20 protein-coding genes are annotated in these 17,991 nt (G+C 56.8%); 6 read left to right on the top strand and 14 right to left on the bottom strand.

Translation table 11 applies throughout. The features are described 5' to 3' along the window. Window positions 1-37 precede the first annotated feature (37 nt). From mdcH to mdcA, 8 genes are all read right to left on the bottom strand, one after another. Window positions 38-934 carry a malonate decarboxylase subunit epsilon gene (gene mdcH, locus C3708_RS11285; RefSeq protein ID WP_103949376.1) on the bottom strand — a complete coding sequence of 299 codons (897 nt, stop codon included), beginning with the start codon at window positions 932-934 and terminating at the stop codon, window positions 38-40. Further along, window positions 934-1,551: a malonate decarboxylase holo-ACP synthase gene (locus C3708_RS11290; RefSeq protein WP_103949377.1), complete on the bottom strand. Its 618-nt coding sequence runs from the start codon at window positions 1,549-1,551 to the stop codon at window positions 934-936. The genes mdcH and C3708_RS11290 overlap by 1 nt, the downstream gene beginning before the upstream one ends. Before the next feature lie 2 nt (window positions 1,552-1,553). Next, the gene (locus tag C3708_RS11295; RefSeq protein ID WP_103948216.1) at window positions 1,554-2,513 is read right to left on the bottom strand and encodes an AEC family transporter; all 960 of its coding nucleotides are present in this window, start codon (window positions 2,511-2,513) and stop codon (window positions 1,554-1,556) included. A gap of 126 nt (window positions 2,514-2,639) precedes the next feature. Continuing rightward, window positions 2,640-3,440 (bottom strand): biotin-independent malonate decarboxylase subunit gamma, encoded by an 801-nt coding sequence (gene mdcE, locus C3708_RS11300; RefSeq protein WP_103948227.1) that lies wholly within the window; start codon window positions 3,438-3,440, stop codon window positions 2,640-2,642. Continuing rightward, a complete protein-coding gene (locus C3708_RS11305; RefSeq protein WP_095283688.1) occupies window positions 3,440-4,273 on the bottom strand; it encodes a biotin-independent malonate decarboxylase subunit beta in 834 nt (277 codons plus the stop codon). The genes mdcE and C3708_RS11305 overlap by 1 nt, the downstream gene beginning before the upstream one ends. After that, on the bottom strand, window positions 4,266-4,565 hold the full coding sequence (gene mdcC / locus C3708_RS11310; protein WP_103949378.1) for a malonate decarboxylase acyl carrier protein: 300 nt from the start codon (window positions 4,563-4,565) through the stop codon (window positions 4,266-4,268). Before mdcC ends, C3708_RS11305 begins: the two co-directional genes overlap by 8 nt. A 9-nt stretch (window positions 4,566-4,574) precedes the next feature. Beyond that, complete coding sequence (locus tag C3708_RS11315; RefSeq protein WP_103949379.1) at window positions 4,575-5,432, bottom strand: triphosphoribosyl-dephospho-CoA synthase; 858 nt, start codon at window positions 5,430-5,432, stop codon at window positions 4,575-4,577. Next, window positions 5,432-7,087 (bottom strand): malonate decarboxylase subunit alpha, encoded by a 1,656-nt coding sequence (mdcA, locus tag C3708_RS11320; RefSeq protein WP_103949380.1) that lies wholly within the window; start codon window positions 7,085-7,087, stop codon window positions 5,432-5,434. Before mdcA ends, C3708_RS11315 begins: the two co-directional genes overlap by 1 nt. 279 nt (window positions 7,088-7,366) lie before the next feature. Between mdcA and C3708_RS11325 the strand changes: the two genes are divergently transcribed. The 3 genes from C3708_RS11325 to C3708_RS11335 are packed head-to-tail and all read left to right on the top strand — an operon-like array spanning window position 7,367 to window position 9,504. After that, a complete protein-coding gene (locus tag C3708_RS11325) occupies window positions 7,367-8,389 on the top strand; it encodes a hydrolase (protein ID WP_103949381.1) in 1,023 nt (340 codons plus the stop codon). After that, complete coding sequence (locus C3708_RS11330) at window positions 8,386-8,604, top strand: YheU family protein (protein WP_095283693.1); 219 nt, start codon at window positions 8,386-8,388, stop codon at window positions 8,602-8,604. The genes C3708_RS11325 and C3708_RS11330 overlap by 4 nt, the downstream gene beginning before the upstream one ends. Window positions 8,605-8,634: 30 nt before the next feature. Continuing rightward, the gene (locus tag C3708_RS11335) at window positions 8,635-9,504 is read left to right on the top strand and encodes a phosphoribulokinase (protein ID WP_095283694.1); all 870 of its coding nucleotides are present in this window, start codon (window positions 8,635-8,637) and stop codon (window positions 9,502-9,504) included. 139 nt (window positions 9,505-9,643) lie between these two features. On the opposite strand, the gene C3708_RS11340 is transcribed toward C3708_RS11335, so the two are convergent. Then, window positions 9,644-10,048, bottom strand: coding sequence for an OsmC family protein (locus tag C3708_RS11340; RefSeq protein WP_095284404.1), 405 nt, complete (start codon window positions 10,046-10,048; stop codon window positions 9,644-9,646). Between the two features lie 307 nt (window positions 10,049-10,355). Between C3708_RS11340 and crp the strand changes: the two genes are divergently transcribed. Both crp and C3708_RS11355 read left to right on the top strand, forming a co-directional pair. Then, on the top strand, window positions 10,356-10,988 hold the full coding sequence (gene crp, locus C3708_RS11350; protein ID WP_003852956.1) for a cAMP-activated global transcriptional regulator CRP: 633 nt from the start codon (window positions 10,356-10,358) through the stop codon (window positions 10,986-10,988). 58 nt (window positions 10,989-11,046) lie between these two features. Then, window positions 11,047-13,134, top strand: coding sequence for a YccS/YhfK family putative transporter (locus C3708_RS11355; protein ID WP_103948226.1), 2,088 nt, complete (start codon window positions 11,047-11,049; stop codon window positions 13,132-13,134). Between the two features lie 53 nt (window positions 13,135-13,187). Here the strand turns inward: C3708_RS11355 and C3708_RS11360 are convergent, their stop codons facing one another. The 5 genes from C3708_RS11360 to ppiA all read right to left on the bottom strand — a co-directional run bounded on the left by C3708_RS11360 (window position 13,188) and on the right by ppiA (window position 16,529). Beyond that, window positions 13,188-14,408 carry an aspartate aminotransferase family protein gene (locus C3708_RS11360; protein WP_103949382.1) on the bottom strand — a complete coding sequence of 407 codons (1,221 nt, stop codon included), beginning with the start codon at window positions 14,406-14,408 and terminating at the stop codon, window positions 13,188-13,190. An 86-nt stretch (window positions 14,409-14,494) separates the two neighbouring features. After that, window positions 14,495-15,058, bottom strand: a complete 564-nt coding sequence (gene pabA, locus C3708_RS11365) for an aminodeoxychorismate synthase component 2 (RefSeq protein WP_103949383.1) — start codon at window positions 15,056-15,058, stop codon at window positions 14,495-14,497. Window positions 15,059-15,090: 32 nt separating this feature from the next. Then, a complete protein-coding gene (locus tag C3708_RS11370; RefSeq protein ID WP_103949384.1) occupies window positions 15,091-15,693 on the bottom strand; it encodes a putative adenosine monophosphate-protein transferase Fic in 603 nt (200 codons plus the stop codon). After that, a complete protein-coding gene (locus tag C3708_RS11375; protein ID WP_095283698.1) occupies window positions 15,683-15,850 on the bottom strand; it encodes a YhfG family protein in 168 nt (55 codons plus the stop codon). The genes C3708_RS11370 and C3708_RS11375 overlap by 11 nt, the downstream gene beginning before the upstream one ends. A 106-nt stretch (window positions 15,851-15,956) precedes the next feature. Continuing rightward, a complete protein-coding gene (gene ppiA / locus C3708_RS11380; RefSeq protein ID WP_095283699.1) occupies window positions 15,957-16,529 on the bottom strand; it encodes a peptidylprolyl isomerase A in 573 nt (190 codons plus the stop codon). 277 nt (window positions 16,530-16,806) lie between these two features. On the opposite strand from ppiA, the gene tsgA reads away from it, so the two are divergent. Further along, window positions 16,807-17,991, top strand: a complete 1,185-nt coding sequence (gene tsgA / locus C3708_RS11385; RefSeq protein WP_095283700.1) for an MFS transporter TsgA — start codon at window positions 16,807-16,809, stop codon at window positions 17,989-17,991.

The raw sequence follows: 17,991 nt of genomic DNA on the forward strand, positions 1-17,991 counted from the left end.
AGGCCGGGTAAGGCGCAGCCGCCACCCGGCAAAAAGGCTACCCGCGCAGCCGCTTCGCCAGATGCACCGCCACGTCCACGCCACTGCGCTCCAGCGAAACCGCTTCACCGTCCCACGATGCCTGTCGCGTCAGACACGTCAACACACCGCCGGGCGGCATCTCGATTGCCAGCCGCGCTTCGCGTTCGTTGGCGGAAATCACCGCCTCCTGCCAGCGCACCGTGCGTGCCATGTTCATTGCCAAATCATCCGCGATCTTTTCCGGCTGCCACATTACCCGTCCGGTACTGCCGCTGAGATACGCATAACGCGGGCGAGAAAGTGTCACCTCGCTGAACGCCGCAGCCAGTTTCTGCGCCGGAACTGCGAGCAATTCACAATGCGACGGCACGCTCACCGCCAGCTGATGGGCTTTATTCGCCCCCTTCTCCAGCGCGCGTTTTGCCACCTGCGCCATTCCCTCATCGGAACCGGCAATCACAATCTGCGTTTCCGCATTCAGGTTGGCGATATAACAGCCCGTGTCGAGGATCAGACTCTCGACCTGCGACAAGTGCAGACCCATGATAGCCGTCAGGCCGTAGCCGTGCGGATACGCCTGTTCCATCAAATCACCGCGCAGTGCCACCAGCCTTAGTGCGTCAGTAAACTCCAGCGCACCGGCGATCACCGCAGCAGGATAAGCACCAATCGACAGACCGCTGACGATATCCGGCGTAACGCCGCGTCGCTCCAGTTCGCGAGCCCAGGCAACGCCTGCAATCAGCAGACAAAGCTGCACCGCGCGGGTATGTTGCAGCGCCTCGGGGGAATCGAGTAAATCGGCTTCTGCGCCTAAGACTTCGCGCGCTATCTCCAGCTCCGTTCCCGGAAGGTCCTGCAGCATGCTTGCACGCTGCGTTCCCTGTCCCGGAAAGGTAAACAAAATTTTCATCACGCCTCCCTGTTCCACGGATCGGCCACCAGGCGCGGCCCGGTGTGCGTTTTCAGCAGCGCTTTACCGTCGCGAAGCCACTCGTTCAGGGCAAAACCGCCTGCTGGCGTTTCTACCTGCGTGTCCACGCGGCACAGCGCATGGCGAAGCTGTCCCGCCCAGCGTTCTAATTCCTCCGCCGTTAACGGCTGTGGCGCGCGGATAAGCAGGTCGAGATCGCTGTCGGCATGTATCACCGGCACGCCCGTGGCCAGCGCGTATCCGGTACTTCCCGTGATACCCCACGTCCACGGCCACGCTTGCTGCGCCAGCTGGAACGCCACCTGAACCGGGGGCTGAGTGATAAACGGCGAGCGCAGCAAATCGGTGGCCGCACTCAGGTCCTCTGGCGACGCCACGCGCGTCACGCATTCGGGCTTCACCCATCCGGCAGCACGCTGATCGCGTTTCAGACCGCGCACACCGACAGGTATGCGCCCGTTGCCGTCAACATCACGCCGCACCACCACAGGCAAACCGGTATGCCACACGCCATCCACCCAGGATTCGGTGATACCTTCCAGCGCGTCGCGCGCGGTAAGCCAGATAAGATCGTGCGGGCGTAATGTTGTGGTCATGATTACATTCCTGAAGTCAGCGAGATAAACAGCGGCAGAGACAGGATACACAGGACCGAGCTCAACAGCAGCACCGCTTCTGCATCAGGCGACTGCACACCAAAACGGTTGCCGAACACCACGCCGAAGAAACCGGCGGACAGGGCAATCATCAGGATCGCGGTGATGGCCACAGAACCGTGCAGGCCGAAAATCAGCACTAGACCCCAGGCAATCGCCGGTTGAATCAGCAATTTGGCGATGGTTGACGTGATGACCATCGTGTTGATTTGCAGCTTACGCGCAGAGAGGATCACCCCGGTCAGGAACAGCGCCGCCGCGGTCGCCGCCAGGCCCAGCGGTTTAATGGCCGCGAGAATCAGTTCCGGCATTTTGATGCCGATAGCCGAGAGAATCACACCCAGCAGCGGGCCCATCACGATCGGTTTCTTGATAGAGCGCCACATCAGTACCGGCAGCATCGCCAGCGTCGAACCGCTGTTATTGCCTTCGGCGCGCGCTTTTTCACGCTCCAGAATCAGCAGGCAGAACGGCGTCATCAGCACAGAACCACAGGCGATAGACACCGCCACGGAGAGCGACGTTGCCGAACCTTCACCCAGCACGCTGCCCAAAATCGGCAGACCGAGCGCCGCATAGTTTGGCAGCGCAACGGTTAACGTCAGCACAGCCGCATCTTGCGGTGATTTTTTAAAGACTTTAGTGGCGAGGAAATAGATCGCCGCGTAGGTAATCCACATCGCCAAAGTGAGCACCAGAATCAGCGGTGACTGAGCGAGGATGCCGGTCCACGGCGTTTGTACGGTCGCGCTAAACAGCGCGGCGGGCAGCGCAAAGTCCATAACAAAGATATTCAGCAGGGAGACATTTTTGTTGTCGACCATTTTGGCCTTACCGGCCCAGAATCCCAGCAGCATGATGACGAAAATCGGAGCAAGAGCATGAACAATTACGTAAGTCATATATCACCTGTAATGAGTAAAAAATAAGCACTGACGCGATGATTATTATTTTTCAGGATGCAGGTTCCCACGCAGGCGCAGCGGTTGCGCCCACGAGGACCAGACATCTGGCAGGTCTTTTTCTACTTACCAGCTTGCTCGCATACGTTCGCGTACCAGAGCAGAGCTGCGGCGATTATCAGCACCCAAACGGCTTTTCAGCGTGGTGTCCTGACGCGCGTCGTTGATGGCCTGTTGCAGAGTGGTTTTCACCTGCGCCAGATCGGTGTCGGAAGGTGCGTCCGGATTGCTGATATCCAGCAGATCGGCGAGCAGCCCGAGGGTGGCGTAGTTGCTAATGTCATAGGCCATTGGCGGAATGGTGGCCGCCAGTTTTTCCAGCGCCTCGACGGTACGCAGGGTGATACGCGCGGCGGACTCTTTGCCCATCGCATGAATCAGCACGCCTTTGTCGTTGAACGCAATCAGGCGGTTTGCCTGGTAGCCGTGCGCCAGAAACGCGCCAGACATCGCTTTGCCGACGATCAGGCCAATCACCGGATGACCGGCCAGACGCGCATTGGCATACGCCGCAGCCGCACCGGCCAGCGCCTGATGAATACCGAACGCCTCTTCGCGGCGACCATACGCCTGGCTCGGCACGTCAATCACCGCCACAATCGGGCGTTTGACGGCTTTATCGGCGTCCGCCGCGATGGTTTCGCTGACCACTTTCGCCAGCGTCCAGCCTTCCAGCAGCCCCACTTCACCCTGCGCAGCGCGTGGGAAATGGTTGTTCGCATCTGGCACCACGGCGACATAACGCACGCTTTCGCCGTTCAGTTCACCATCAGCTGCCTGTACTGACGGGCACAAACCTGGCAGACGTGGAGCATTCGGGGCGAGAGTTTGCAGCCATAATTCGCCACGGCTGATTGAGTTAGTCATCATTTCACCTCCCGGGCAAAAAGGGCATGGATCTGTTCGGTATCCGCCTGTTTGCGGGTATCAAACTGGCTCAAACGATTCAGATAATCGTCATAGTTATCGGTGCGATGTTTCGCCGGAACGCCTTTGGCAATCGCGTCGTTCATTGCCTGTTTCACAGCGTTCACGCCATCGCCCACCAGCGCATCCACCAGACCACTTTGATAGCGGATCTCGCCGCCGGTCATGCTCCAGATAAACGGACGGTCGCGGGAGTCGTACTCTTCGATTCCGGCTTCCTGCTCGATAACCTGCGGGCCGTTCAGACCGAGACGCGCTTCGCGGGTGACAATCAGATAGCTACACAGCGCCGCAGCGATAGACATCCCGCCGAAGCAGCCGACGGTACCGGCGACAATCCCAACAACCGGGGTATAGCGACGTAAATCGACAATTGCCGCATGAATGTCGGCAATCGCCGCCAGGCCGAGATTGGCTTCCTGCAAGCGCACGCCGCCGGTTTCGAGGCACAGCACGGCCTGCGTTGGGATGCCGTTGCGGTTGTCTTCTGCCGCCAGCTCCAGCGCTGCTGCCATTTTGGCACCGGACACTTCGCCCATACTGCCGCCCTGAAACGCGCCTTCAATCGCCACGACTACCGCAGGCTGGCCGTTAATAGTGCCTTTCGCGACCACCATGCCGTCATCCGCCTGCGGGACGATGCCCTGTGCGCCGAGCCACGGCGAGGTGATGCCTTCAAACGGGTCCAGCAGTTCACGGTAGCTGCCGTCATCCAGCAACGTTTGCGCACGCTGACGCGCTTTTAATTCGATAAAACTGCGATCGTCACGCATGGCTCACCTCTTCAAATACCTGTTCGATACGAATGCGTGCCACGCCTGGAGTTGCGCCGAAGTCGTGAATGGTCAGCGTCCCGCCAGGCAGGCTGCTCACAGTTTGCAGACGGCTGAACAGCGCTTCCCAGCGACCACGGCTGTTGTCGACGGACGTGGTGATATTGATGGTTAAGGTCTGGCTCGGGTCGGCGGTGAATAACACTTCCATATCACCGGAACCGACAACCCCTGCCAGCGCCCTGCCGCTCAATGCGCGGGTGGCGGGCACGGTTAATGTGATTTTTTCCATAACATCCTCTTAATGCTTTGAATAAGGCGTCTCGACACGGTCGAGGAACAACGTGGCGGCGAGCAGATCGGCGGCACCACCCGGTGAGGCATTCAGCGCCAGCATCTGGCGGTCGAGCACCGCAAGGGCGCGCTGGCCTTCAGGTAGTGCGCTTCCGCCCGCATGAAGCACGGCGCGAGCGCCATCCTGCATCGCGTCCAGCCCTTCCATTCCGGCGCGGGACAGCACGCAGGTGTCGGTGAGCGAGGTCATGATGGCCATCAGCGCATCGAGCCGGGCGTGCGTTTCACTGCTGCCGTTCAGTCGGCTAAGACGAAGCTGGGGCAGCGCGCGCTGTAAAATATGCGGGAACGCCTGCTGCGCCTCTTCACGCGCACCCGGTACGCGATACCGATGCGTGGCGCGAAGCCCTTTGCTGAACACTTTCGGTGCTGCATCATCCGGCAGTTTTGCCAGTTCCGCCGCCGTCATGGCGATGGTCTGCGGTTTGGCGTCACCGCCGAGCATCGCTACCGCGCTCACCAGCAGTCCGAGCGCCCAGATAGCGCCCCGGTGCGTATTCACGCCGCCGGTGGCGAACATCATCTGCTGCTCGCCTTCACGGCCCAGTCGCCCGATGGTTTGCCTGAGCGCAATGTCCGCCGGACGCTGCCAGCTTTGTTGCGCCAACGCCTGAAACGTCGGGGTCAGGCTATGCGCGGACCGCTCCATCAATGCGAGCGAAAGATCGTGGTGCGCACCGCTCCCCCGACTGTCCACCAGACCGGGTTTCGGGCTTAATCGTGCTTCGTCAATCAGACACTGCGTGGCGGTTCGCGCCAGCCATTCGGCACCGCCTTCAACCTGAATCTGGGGCAGAAGTTTCATTACCAGCTCCGGAATTTCGCAGGTGGGTTATAAAGACCACCTGACCATTCAACGAGGTCAGACACACTGCCGGCTGCCAGCAGAGAACGGGTCGCGTCGGTGCGACGAATGCCCATATCTTCCGGGTAAACCACTTTGCCGCTCTGGCGCAGTGCGGCGACGCGTTTGGCGTCCACACCCAGACCGATGTCGGTGATCCCGGCAACCGCGGCGACCATCGCGCGGCGCTCTTCGAGATTTTCGGCGCGATAGAGGTACGCAATCCCCTCTTCGGTCAGCACGTGGGTCACGTCATCGCCGTAGATCATCACCGGTGCCAGCGGCATCCCGGAGGATTTCGCGACTTCAATAGCGTCGAGTTTTTCCACGAAGGTCGGTTTCACGCCCGCCTGGAAAGTTTCGACCATCTGCACCACCAGCTTTTTACCGCGCTGCATCGGGTCTGGTTCGGTAATCATGTTCAGCCACGCAGGTGTGGCATGACGACGACCGTGCGGATCGTGGCCCATATTTGGCGCGCCGCCGAAGCCCGACAGACGACCGCGGGTCACGGTCGAGGAGTTGGCGTAGCCATCCACCTGTAAGGTCGAACCGATAAACATGTCGACCGCATACTGGCCCGCCAGCTGGCAGAACGCGCGGTTAGAGCGCATCGAGCCGTCGGCACCGGTAAAGAACACGTCCGGGCGAGCGCGGATGTACTCTTCCATCCCCAGTTCGCCGCCGAAGCAGTGCACGCTCTCGACCCAGCCGCTTTCAATCGCCGGGATCAGCGTTGGATGCGGGTTCAGGGTCCAGTGTTTACAGATTTTGCCTTTCAGGCCGAGCTGTTCGCCGTAAGTAGGCAACAGCAGCTCAATTGCGGCGGTATTAAAACCGATACCGTGGTTGAGAGACTGCACCTGGTGTTCCGCGTAGATGCCTTTAATCGCCATCATCGCCATCAGGATATGTTCTTGCTTGATGAGGCGCGGGTCGCGGGTAAATAACGGTTCGATGAAGAACGGCTTGTCGGCCACCACCACGTAATCAATCCACGAGCCCGGAATATCCACGCGCGGCAGATCGCATTCATCATCCACCAGCTCATTCACCTGGGCGATAACGATCCCGTCGTGGAACGCAGCGGCTTCAACCAGCGCGGGGGTGTCTTCGGTGCTCGCACCGGTGTAAAGATTGCCTTTTCGGTCAGCTTTAAACCCGGCAATCAGCGCCACGTTTGGCGAGAGATCGACGTACAGGCGGGAGTAAAGCTCGATGTAAGTGTGGATCGCGCCGATTTCGAGCTGACCGTCTTCCAGCAGCTGCGAAATACGCAGGCTTTGGGTGCCGGAGAAAGAGAAATCGAGCTTGCGGGCGATGCCCTTTTCAAAGATGTCGAGATGTTCGCTGCGACCGACGCTTGGCATGATCATATGCAGGTCGTGAACGATTTGCGGATTCACTTCGGCCAGAGAGCGGGACAGAAAATCGGCCTGCTTTTGGTTGTTGCCTTCCAGAACGACTTTGTCGCCCGGCGCAATCAGTTTTTCCAGCATGGCGACAAGATCGTCGGTTGGCAGAACCTTGCCTTGCACCGGGACAGAAGCCAGGCGGCGCGCTTTTTCAGTGCGTCGCGTGTTCCAGACACGGGCGGATGTTTGCCCAGATAACATTATTAACCTCCTGATTCAGCACATCATTCTGATTTGCTTAACGCTGAACAAAGTGTGCGCTCTGGTGAGAAAGGCATCAATTAAGCGTAGAGTGGAATCATTAGCCTGAGAGTAATAATCGAGGTAAAGATTTGTGATCGAGATCAGTTCACATTGCGCGAAAAAATGTCAGAGGCGGCAGAAAGAGCTAAATCAGAGGTAAACGCCCCTCGTTTTCATAAACAGGGTACAATTCGGCAGGTATAGTAAATGGCTGACAAGAATTAACATTGCATCGTTATGACCCAAATTATTCCATCAGATTTCGAGATCGCAGGCGCTGAGAGCGCAGACTTCGTGCCCATGCGGGGTGTGGCGAACCCACACCTGCAGACCATGCTGCCGAGGCTGCTGCGCCGAAAACTGCAGTTTACGCCGCACTGGCAGCGTCTCGACCTGCCGGACGGTGATTTCGTGGATTTAGCCTGGAGCGAAGATCCTGAAAAGGCTAAACATAAACCGCGTCTGGTGTTGTTTCACGGTCTGGAAGGCAGTCTCCACAGCCCGTATGCCCACGGCCTGATTAACGCGGCAAAAGAGCGTGGCTGGCTCGGCGTGGTGATGCATTTTCGCGGCTGTAGCGGTGAACCGAATCGTCGCGAGCGCATTTATCACTCCGGTGAAACCGAAGACGGCACCTGGTTTTTGCACTGGCTGAAGAACAGCTACGGCAGCGTGCCGACCGCCGCTGTGGGCTATTCCCTGGGTGGCAATATGCTCGCCTGCCTGCTGGCTAAAGAGAGCGACACGGTCCCACTGGATGCGGCGGTGATCGTCTCCGCGCCGTTTATGCTTGAGCAGTGCAGCTATCATATGGAAAAGGGCTTTTCACGCGTCTATCAGCGCTACCTGCTGAACTTACTCAAGGCTAACGCCGCACGTAAGCTGAAGGCCTATCCAGATACCCTGCCGATCAGCCTGCAACAGCTGAAGCGTATGCGTCGCCTGCGCGAGTTTGACGATATGATCACCTCGAAGATCCACGGCTTTGCTGACGCCATCGACTATTATCGTCAGTGTAGCGCCATGCCGTTGCTGAACCAGATAACCAAACCGACGCTGATCATCCATGCGAAGGACGATCCTTTTATGGATCATCACTCGATTCCCGCGCCGGAACATCTGCCTGCAAACGTGCAGTATCAACTGACGGAGCACGGCGGCCACGTCGGCTTTATCGGCGGCACGTTGCGCCGCCCGAAAATGTGGCTGGAGTCGCGCATCCCCGACTGGTTAACCCCTTTTCTGGAGAGAGTAAAATGATGATTCCCTGGCAGGATCTGGCTCCCGAAACGCTGGATAGCCTGATTGAAAGCTTTGTATTACGCGAAGGCACCGATTATGGTGAACATGAACGTTCGCTTGAACAAAAGGTCGCCGATGTAAAACGGCAGCTACAAAGTGGCGAGGTGTTGCTGGTGTGGTCAGAACTGCACGAAACCGTCAATATCATGCCGCGCAATCAGTTTCGCGGTTGATTGTTCCATCTTTCCAGTCAGGGAGTTGCTATGTCCGCCAGACATCCGGTTATTGCCGTCACGGGTTCGAGTGGTGCGGGAACCACAACCACCAGCCTCGCTTTTCGCAAGATCTTCGCGCAGCTCAATCTGCGTGCTGCCGAGGTGGAGGGCGATAGTTTTCATCGCTTCACCCGTCCTGAAATGGACATGGCTATCCGCAAGGCCCGCGATTTAGGCAAGCACATTAGCTATTTCGGGCCAGACGCTAACGACTTTGGCCTGCTGGAACAGACTTTCCAGGATTACGGACATACGGGTAAAGGTCAGTCACGCAAATATCTGCACACCTATGACGAAGCGGTGCCGTGGAATCAGGTGCCTGGTACCTTCACACCGTGGCAGCCGCTGCCGGAACCGACCGATGTGCTGTTTTATGAGGGATTACACGGTGGCGTGGTGACCCCGCAGCACGACGTGGCGCGCCACGTGGATTTGCTGGTCGGCGTGGTGCCGATTGTCAATCTGGAGTGGATTCAGAAGCTGACCCGCGACATGAGCGAGCGCGGCCATTCGCGCGAGGCGGTGATGGATTCGGTAGTGCGTTCGATGGAAGATTACATTAACTTCCTGACGCCGCAGTTTTCCCGCACTCATATCAACTTCCAGCGCGTTCCCACAGTGGACACGTCCAACCCGTTTGCGGCAAAAACGATCCCTTCGCTGGACGAGAGTTTTGTGGTGATCCACTTCCGCAATCTGGACGATATTGATTATCCGTGGCTGCTGGCGATGCTGCAGGGCTCGTTTATCTCGCACATCAATACGCTGGTGGTGCCGGGTGGCAAAATGGGGCTGGCGATGGAATTGATCATGATGCCGCTGGTGCAACGGCTGATGGAAGGCAAGAAGATCGCCTGAAGTCTGTTGCCGGATGGCGCTGCGCTTATCCGGCCTACATTCAGGCTTTTGTAGGCCCGGTAAGCGTAGCGCCATCCGGCAAAATACCGCAGATATTGCCTTTGTCGGGCGGGTTAGCGAAGCGCCACCCGCCAACGAATCAGGCTTCAATCACTTCATACGAATGCGTAATCTTTACCGCTTTTTCCAGCATCAACGCCACAGAGCAGTACTTCTCCGCAGACAAATCTACCGCGCGGGACACCGCGGCATCCTTCAGCTCTTTACCGGTGACGATAAAATGCAAATTGATGTGCGTAAACAGACGTGGCGCTTCCTCACGACGTTCTGACGTCAGTTTCACTTCGCAGTCGGTCACATCGTGACGGCCTTTTTGCAGGATCGACACCACGTCGATCGCACTGCATCCGCCAGCGGCCATCAGCACCACTTCCATCGGGCTTGGCGCTTTATCTCCGGAGTTACCGTCCATCAAAATCTGGTGCCCTGAAGCGGATTCGCCAAGGAACGTTAAACCTTCAACCCATTTCACACGCGCTTGCATTTTCATTAACTCCAAAGTTGCATTTTTCAGAACAGATTACGCGTGCGTTACAATTCTCGCAACGGAAGGCGACCTGCATCATGCTGAAGCGAGACACCAGGAGACACGCGGCTAAAGCTATGCTAAAACAGTCTCGATGCTACAGTAATACATTGACGTTACACATGTATGCAGAGGACATCAAACTTTACTGGCTGCAAACATTGTGACAGCCAACTTCCCAGGTACGGGTAAGAATTCGATTGCAACCCCAGAGTCAGGATGCGATTTTGACTCTGAGACAGCTTATAACAGAGGATAACAGCGCATGGTGCTTGGCAAACCGCAAACAGACCCGACTCTCGAATGGTTCTTGTCTCATTGCCACATTCATAAGTACCCATCGAAGAGCACGCTGATTCACCAGGGTGAAAAAGCGGAAACGTTGTATTACATCGTCAAAGGCTCGGTGGCAGTGCTGATCAAAGATGAAGAAGGGAAAGAGATGATCCTTTCTTATCTGAACCAGGGCGATTTCATCGGTGAACTGGGCCTGTTTGAAGAAGGCCAGGAACGTAGCGCCTGGGTGCGCGCAAAATCCGCATGTGAAGTCGCTGAGATCTCCTACAAGAAATTCCGCCAGCTGATCCAGGTCAACCCGGACATTTTGATGCGTCTTTCTTCGCAGATGGCTCGCCGCCTGCAGGTCACTTCCGAGAAAGTGGGCAACCTCGCTTTCCTCGACGTTACTGGCCGCATCGCGCAGACACTGCTGAACCTGGCGAAACAACCTGACGCCATGACCCACCCGGACGGTATGCAAATTAAAATTACCCGTCAGGAAATTGGTCAGATCGTCGGCTGTTCTCGTGAGACCGTTGGCCGTATCCTGAAAATGCTGGAAGATCAAAACCTGATCTCCGCCCACGGTAAAACAATCGTGGTTTACGGAACGCGTTAATTCCGGAAAAAACGGCGTGCCATCGCAAGGTGTCACGCCGTTTTTGTCTCTGACGATTATGTGGCGCAGGCTGATTTATCACCCGGAAGTTAACTACGCACTACGTCAAACCCTGGTGTTATGTCTTCCCGTGGCCATTGGTTTAGTCCTGGGCCATCTGCAACAGGGGCTGCTTTTTTCTCTTGTTCCTGCCTGCTGCAACATTGCCGGTCTGGATACTCCCCACAAACGTTTTTTCAAACGCCTGATTATCGGCGGCTGCCTGTTTGCCGGGTGTAGCCTCGCCGTACAGCTGCTGCTGGCCCGCGATATCCCGCTGCCTTTAATCCTGACCGTGCTGGCGATGACGCTGGGCGTCACGGCGGAGATCAGCGCACTTCACGCCCGCCTGCTGCCCGCGTCACTGATTGCAGCGATATTCACGCTGAGCCTCGCCGGGAATATGCCCGTCTGGGAGCCGCTGCTGATCTACGCCGCCGGCACGCTGTGGTACGGGCTTTTTAACTGGTTTTGGTTCTGGATGTGGCGGGAACAGCCGCTGCGAGAATCCCTGAGCCTGCTGTACGTTCAGCTCGCCGATTATTGCGAAGCGAAATACACCCTGCTGACCCAGCACGCAGACCCGGAAAAATCATTGCCGCCGCTGCTGTCGCGCCAGCAAAAAGTGGTCGATTTAATCAGCCAGTGTTACCAACAACTGCACATGCTGGCGGCCAATAAAAATCATGAATACAAACGCCTGCTGCGTACCTTCCAGGTCGGGCTGGATCTGCAGGAACATATCTCAGTCAGCTTGCATCATCCACAGGAGGTGCAAAAACTGGTAGAGCGCAGCCACGCCGAAGCAGTGCTGCGCTGGAATGCCCAGACGGTCGCGACTCGCCTGCGCGTGTTGGCGGACGATATTCTTTATCACCGCTACCCGACCCGCTTTACGATGGATAAACAGCTGGGTGCGCTAGAGAAAATTGCGCGCCAGCACCCGGATAACCCGGTCGGACAGTTTTGCGCCTGGCATTTCAGCCGTATCGCGCGGGTGTTGAGAACTCAGCGTCCGCTCTATGCACGTGACCTGATGGCCGATAAGCAAAAACGGCTGCCGCTGTTGCCCGCACTCAAAAGCTATCTGTCGCTGAAATCCGCCGCTCTGCGCAATGCCGCGCGCATCAGCGTGATGCTCAGCGCGGCCAGCCTGATGGGCGTGGCGCTGCACTTACCCAAACCCTACTGGATTTTAATGACCGTGCTGTTTGTCACTCAGAACGGATATGGCGCCACGCGGGTGCGCATTCTGCATCGGGCACTCGGCACGTTCGCGGGTTTGGTGATTGCTGGGGTGACGCTACACTTCCACGTACCCGATGGCTACACCCTGCTGGGGATGCTGGTGATCACTCTGGTGGGGTATTTGATTATCCGTAAAAACTACGGCTGGGCGATGGTCGGGTTTACGGTGACGGCAGTGTATACCCTGCAACTGCTGACCCTGAACGGCGAGCAGTATATTGTCGCGCGACTGGTCGATACGCTGATTGGCTGTCTGATCGCCTTTGGCGGGATGGTCTGGCTGTGGCCACAGTGGCAAAGCGGACTGTTACGCCAGAACGCCCATGACGCGCTCGAAGCCGATCAGCAGGCGATTCGGCTGATCCTGAGCGACGATCCTAAAGCATCGCCGCTGGCCTATCAGCGCATGAAGGTCAACCAGGCACACAACGCGCTGTTTAACTCCCTCAACCAGGCGATGCAGGAGCCGGGCTTTAATTCTCACTATCTGGCGGATATGAAGCTATGGGTCACGCACAGCCAGTTTATCGTCGAGCATATCAACGCGATGACCACCCTGGCGCGCGAGCACACAATGCTGACACCGGATCTGGCGCAGCGCTATTTGCAGTCGTGTGAAATTGCCTTGCAACGTTGCCAGCAGCGTCTGGAATATGACGCGCCGGGGGAGTCCGGGGATTCAAATATTCTTGAAGCGCCAGAGACGTTAACACACGGCCCGATGAGCACTCTGGAGCAGCATTTGCAGCGCGTATTGGGGCATTTGAACACCATGCACACCATTTCGTCGGTGGCATGGCGTCAGCGTCCGCATCACGGGGTTTGGTTGACGCGGATTTTGCGACGCAAAGAATCGTGATGGTATACGCCCCGTAGGCCGGGTAAGGCGAAGCCGCCACCCGGCAATTTCCACTATCCCTGAACGATCTTCTTCACCGCACTGGCAAAGCGATGCATGCCGTCGTCGATATCCTGCCCATCAATCACCAGCGACGGCGCAAAGCGCATCACATCTGGCCCCGCATTAAGCACCATCACGCCTTCGTGCGCAGCGGCGTGGAGGAAATCACGCGCGCGGCCTTTGTACTGCGGCTTCAGTTCAGCCCCGACTAAAAGACCCATGCCGCGAATATCGCTGAACACGTCATATTGTGCGTCAATCTGCTGGAGATGCTGCACAAACTGCTCGCGCTTCGCATTCACACCGTTCAGCACTTCCGGCGTATTGATAATATCAAACGCCGCCCCGGCGATAGCGCACGCCAGCGGGTTGCCGCCGTAGGTGGAACCGTGCGAGCCGACGTGGAAGGCCGACGCGATCTCCTGCGAAGTCAGCACCGCGCTAACCGGGAAGCCGCCGCCGAGTGCTTTGGCGCTGGTGAGAATATCCGGTGTCACGCCGTAGTGCATGTAGGCGAACAGATCGCCGGTACGCCCCATGCCGCTTTGCACTTCATCAAACACCAGCAGCGCCTGATGTTCATCGCACAGTTCGCGCAGCCCTTTCAGGAACTCCGGCGTTGCGGCCATCACGCCGCCCTCGCCCTGGATCGGCTCAACCACCACTGCGCAGGTGTGATCGTCCATCACCGCTTTCACGGCGTGCAGATCGTTAAACGGCACATGGATGATATCAGCCGGTTTCGGGCCGAAACCGTCGGAATACTTCGGCTGCCCGCCCACCGAAACCGTAAACAGCGAACGACCGTGGAAGGCATTATGGAAGGCAATAATCTTGGTTTTGTACGGACTGTGACGCGTCGAGGCGTAATAACGCGCCAGCTTAAAGGCGGTTTCATTGGCTTCGGTGCCGGAGTTCATGAACAGCACACGCTCGGCAAAGGTGGCGTCGATTATCTTACGCCCCAGACGCAGCGCCGGTTCGTTGGTGAACACGTTGCTGGTGTGCCACAGGGTTTCGCCCTGGGTTTTCAGCGCTTCAACCAGCGCCGGATGGCAGTGCCCCAGCGCCGTCACCGCAATACCGCCCGCGAAATCAACGTACTCTTTACCCTGTTGATCCCAAACCCGACTGCCTTTCCCTTTGACCGGGATAAACTCCGCCGGTGCATAAATGGGCAGAATCACTTCATCGAATGTTGCGCGCGTAATTGCAGGTTGTTCAGTTGCCATGTCATACCCGTCCGTTTTATGTCACATTGATTGTGAAAATATAATCACAAAATATGCATAAAAAATCACAACAAGGCAATAAAAATTCAGCGATGGAGGAAATTGGCGAGAAGCTGGTGGCCCTGTTCGCTCAGAATGCTCTCCGGATGGAACTGCACCCCTTCAAGATCCCACTCGCGATGGCGAATGCCCATGATCTGTTGGGTGTCGCTCCAGGCGGTGACTTCAAAGCAGTCGGGAAGCGTAGGCGGGTCAATCACTAGCGAGTGATAGCGCGTGACCGTCAGCGGATTATTCAGCCCGCGAAACACGCCGGATCCGGTGTGGGTCACCGGCGAGGTTTTGCCGTGCATCACCCGTTCGGCACGCACAATGGTCGCGCCGAACACCTGGGCGATAGCCTGATGCCCCAGACAGACGCCGAGGATCGGCAGTTTGCCGGAGTAATGGAGAATGACATCCAGGGAAATTCCCGATTCGTCGGGCGTACACGGCCCCGGTGAAATGACGATTTTCTGCGGGGCCAGCGCGTCGATATCGGCAAGCGTGATGTCGTCGTTGCGCCGGACGATAACCTCTGCCCCCAGTTCACAAAAGTACTGGTAAAGGTTCCAGGTAAAGGAATCGTAGTTATCAATCAGCAGGATCATGGCGGCTCCGGGACAAAAATAGCCGCCCTATTCTACTCAGTTTCCCGCGCTTCGCTCACTACTTTGGCAAAGATGGCGGTAAGCGCGGTCAAATCGCCCATCGCCCCGCTCTGGTTAGCCGCCGCCCATTCGTCCGGGTCGATGCCCCGCCAGCTCAGTTGATAGCCCGCATGGATTGCCAGTTGCTCAAAGAAGACGCGCTGGGCGATGCCGTTGCCAATGCGGAACGGGTGCAGGACGTTAATCTCACAGTAGTAGTGGCTGAGACGAGCAATGAATTCCTCGCGATCGAGACCCACCAGATAGCCTTCTTCTTCCAGATCCTGCATCAGGGCGTTGCCCTCTTTTTCGATATAGGCGAAGTGGCAAAAACGAGTATCACCCTGATAGATATCGACTTCACGAATTGCACCTGCCCAGCTAAAAATATCCTGATAGAGATGTCGATGAATGGCACAGAGATGCGGCAAACCGCGCGCCGGAGGGCCGAGAGGCAACGTGGCAGCACGCAGCGCCGTCAGTTCGTAAGACGCCTGCGCCAGTCGCTCCGCCTGGCGAATACTGAGCACATTGCGCATCACATTCAGGCCGGGATAGAGGTACGGGTCGCGGTCGTCGCCAATTTTATCGCTCATAGTGCCTCCTGAGTTCCTCAAGACGCACTTCAGCTTCCTGCGCGCTGAGCGTGACTAATGGGCTATCGACCCCTTCGAGACGTCGGCTGGCCTGGAAATTGGCATTTCGCTGTTGCTCCCAGAGACGGGACTTTTGTTTATCGGTGAGTTTTTTCACTTAACGCCTCCCTGAATGTGTCCGTTTGCCACAAGTATAAGCAGCAAACTGCGCTTTCGCAGGGAGGAGCAAGCAATGCGGGCGAGAATGCCCGCAGAGGAGAAACTTACGGCAGCACTTTTGCGGAGAGGATAACTACCGGTTTTGTCGGAACATTTTGGTATGGACCAACATCGTGAGTCTGTACCTGAGAAATCTTGTCGGCCACATCCATCCCTTTCACAACTTTACCAAATACCGCATAACCAAAATCACGCTGACCGTGATCGAGGAAGGCGTTATCGGCGACGTTCAGGAAGAACTGGCTGGTTGCGCTGTCTTTGTCCGCGGTACGTGCCATAGAGATGGTGCCACGGGTGTTACGCAGGCCATTGTCGGCTTCGTTTTTGATCGGCGCGTTCGGCTGTTTCTGCTGCATCTGCTCGTTAAAACCGCCGCCCTGAAGCATAAAGCCAGGGATCACGCGGTGGAAGGTGGTGTTGTTATAAAAACCACTGTTCACGTAATCGAGGAAGTTTTTCACAGAAACAGGAGCTTTCTGGCTATTCAGTTCCAGCTCAATATTCCCGGCGGAAGTTGTCAGCAAAACATGGGGGTCACCTTTCGCTGCCAGAACAGCAGGAGAGACAGCAGAAAGTGCAAACACAGCTGCGACAGCCGCCAGAGTGGATTTGAGCATGAGAATTCCTTAAGAAAGCGCAGTAAATAAGGCAAGTGTCTTGATTCTAAAGAGCAGTATGGACGGAGGCCAGCCTTTTACCTAATTTTACGAATTTGAAACAGTTGTAACGGTGCAAACAGTTGAATCCTCCGGGTAAAAAGGTGATTTACCTCATAAGAAAAACTGCAACGATGATCATAATTTTCAGAAAAGATTTAAATAGATCACTTTAATGACTAAAATCTGCCCGCACTCGGCGCGGTCAACGCGTTTTACGTACTTATACAAGGCAGACATGACTAACAGCAACCGCATCAAGCTCACATGGATCAGCTTCTTCTCCTACGCCCTCACCGGCGCACTGGTGATCGTCACCGGAATGGTAATGGGCAATATTGCCGATTATTTCCAGTTACCGGTTTCCAGCATGAGCAACACCTTTACCTTTCTGAACGCCGGGATCTTGATCTCTATCTTCTTAAACGCCTGGCTGATGGAAATCGTGCCGCTGAAAACGCAGCTGCGCTTCGGCTTTGTGCTGATGGTCGCCGCCGTAGCGGGCCTGATGATCAGCCACAGCATCGCGCTGTTCTCGGCGTCGATGTTCGTACTCGGCCTGGTCAGCGGGATCACCATGTCCATCGGGACCTTCCTGATTACCCATATGTATGAAGGCCGCCAGCGCGGCGCGCGTCTGCTGTTCACCGACTCGTTCTTCAGCATGGCGGGGATGATCTTCCCGATGGTTGCCGCCGTTCTGCTGGCACGCAGCATCGAGTGGTACTGGGTTTATGCCTGTATCGGCCTGGTGTACGTGGCAATCTTTATTCTGACTTTCGGCTGTGATTTCCCGGTGCTGGGCAAAAAAGCCGAGCAGAGTGCCGAGCCGGTGGTGAAAGAGAAATGGGGCATCGGCGTGCTGTTCCTCTCCGTTGCCGCCCTGTGCTACATCCTCGGTCAGCTGGGCTTTATCTCCTGGGTACCGGAGTACGCCAAAGGTCTGGGCATGAGCCTGAACGATGCGGGTAAACTGGTGAGCGATTTCTGGATGTCGTACATGTTCGGCATGTGGGCGTTTAGCTTCATCCTGCGCTTCTTCGATCTGCAGCGCATCCTGACCGTGCTGGCTGGCCTGGCGACCGTGCTGATGTATCTGTTCATCAACGGATCACCGGATCATATGCCGTGGTTCATTCTGACCCTCGGCTTCTTCTCCAGCGCGATTTACACCTCGATCATTACACTCGGCTCCCTGCAAACCAAAGTAGCCTCGCCGAAGCTGGTCAACTTTGTGCTGACCTGCGGCACCATCGGCACCATGTTGACCTTCGTGGTCACTGGCCCGATCGTCGCCCACAGCGGCCCCCTGGCTGCCCTGCACACGGCGAACGGCCTGTATGCAGTTGTGTTCGTGATGTGTCTGATTCTGGGCTTTGTCACCCGCCACCGTCAGCACAACACGGCAGCGGCTTCTCACTAA

This window comes from Lelliottia sp. 7254-16, assembly GCF_002922995.1.
GTDB classification, from domain to species: Bacteria; Pseudomonadota; Gammaproteobacteria; order Enterobacterales; family Enterobacteriaceae; genus Enterobacter; species Enterobacter jeotgali.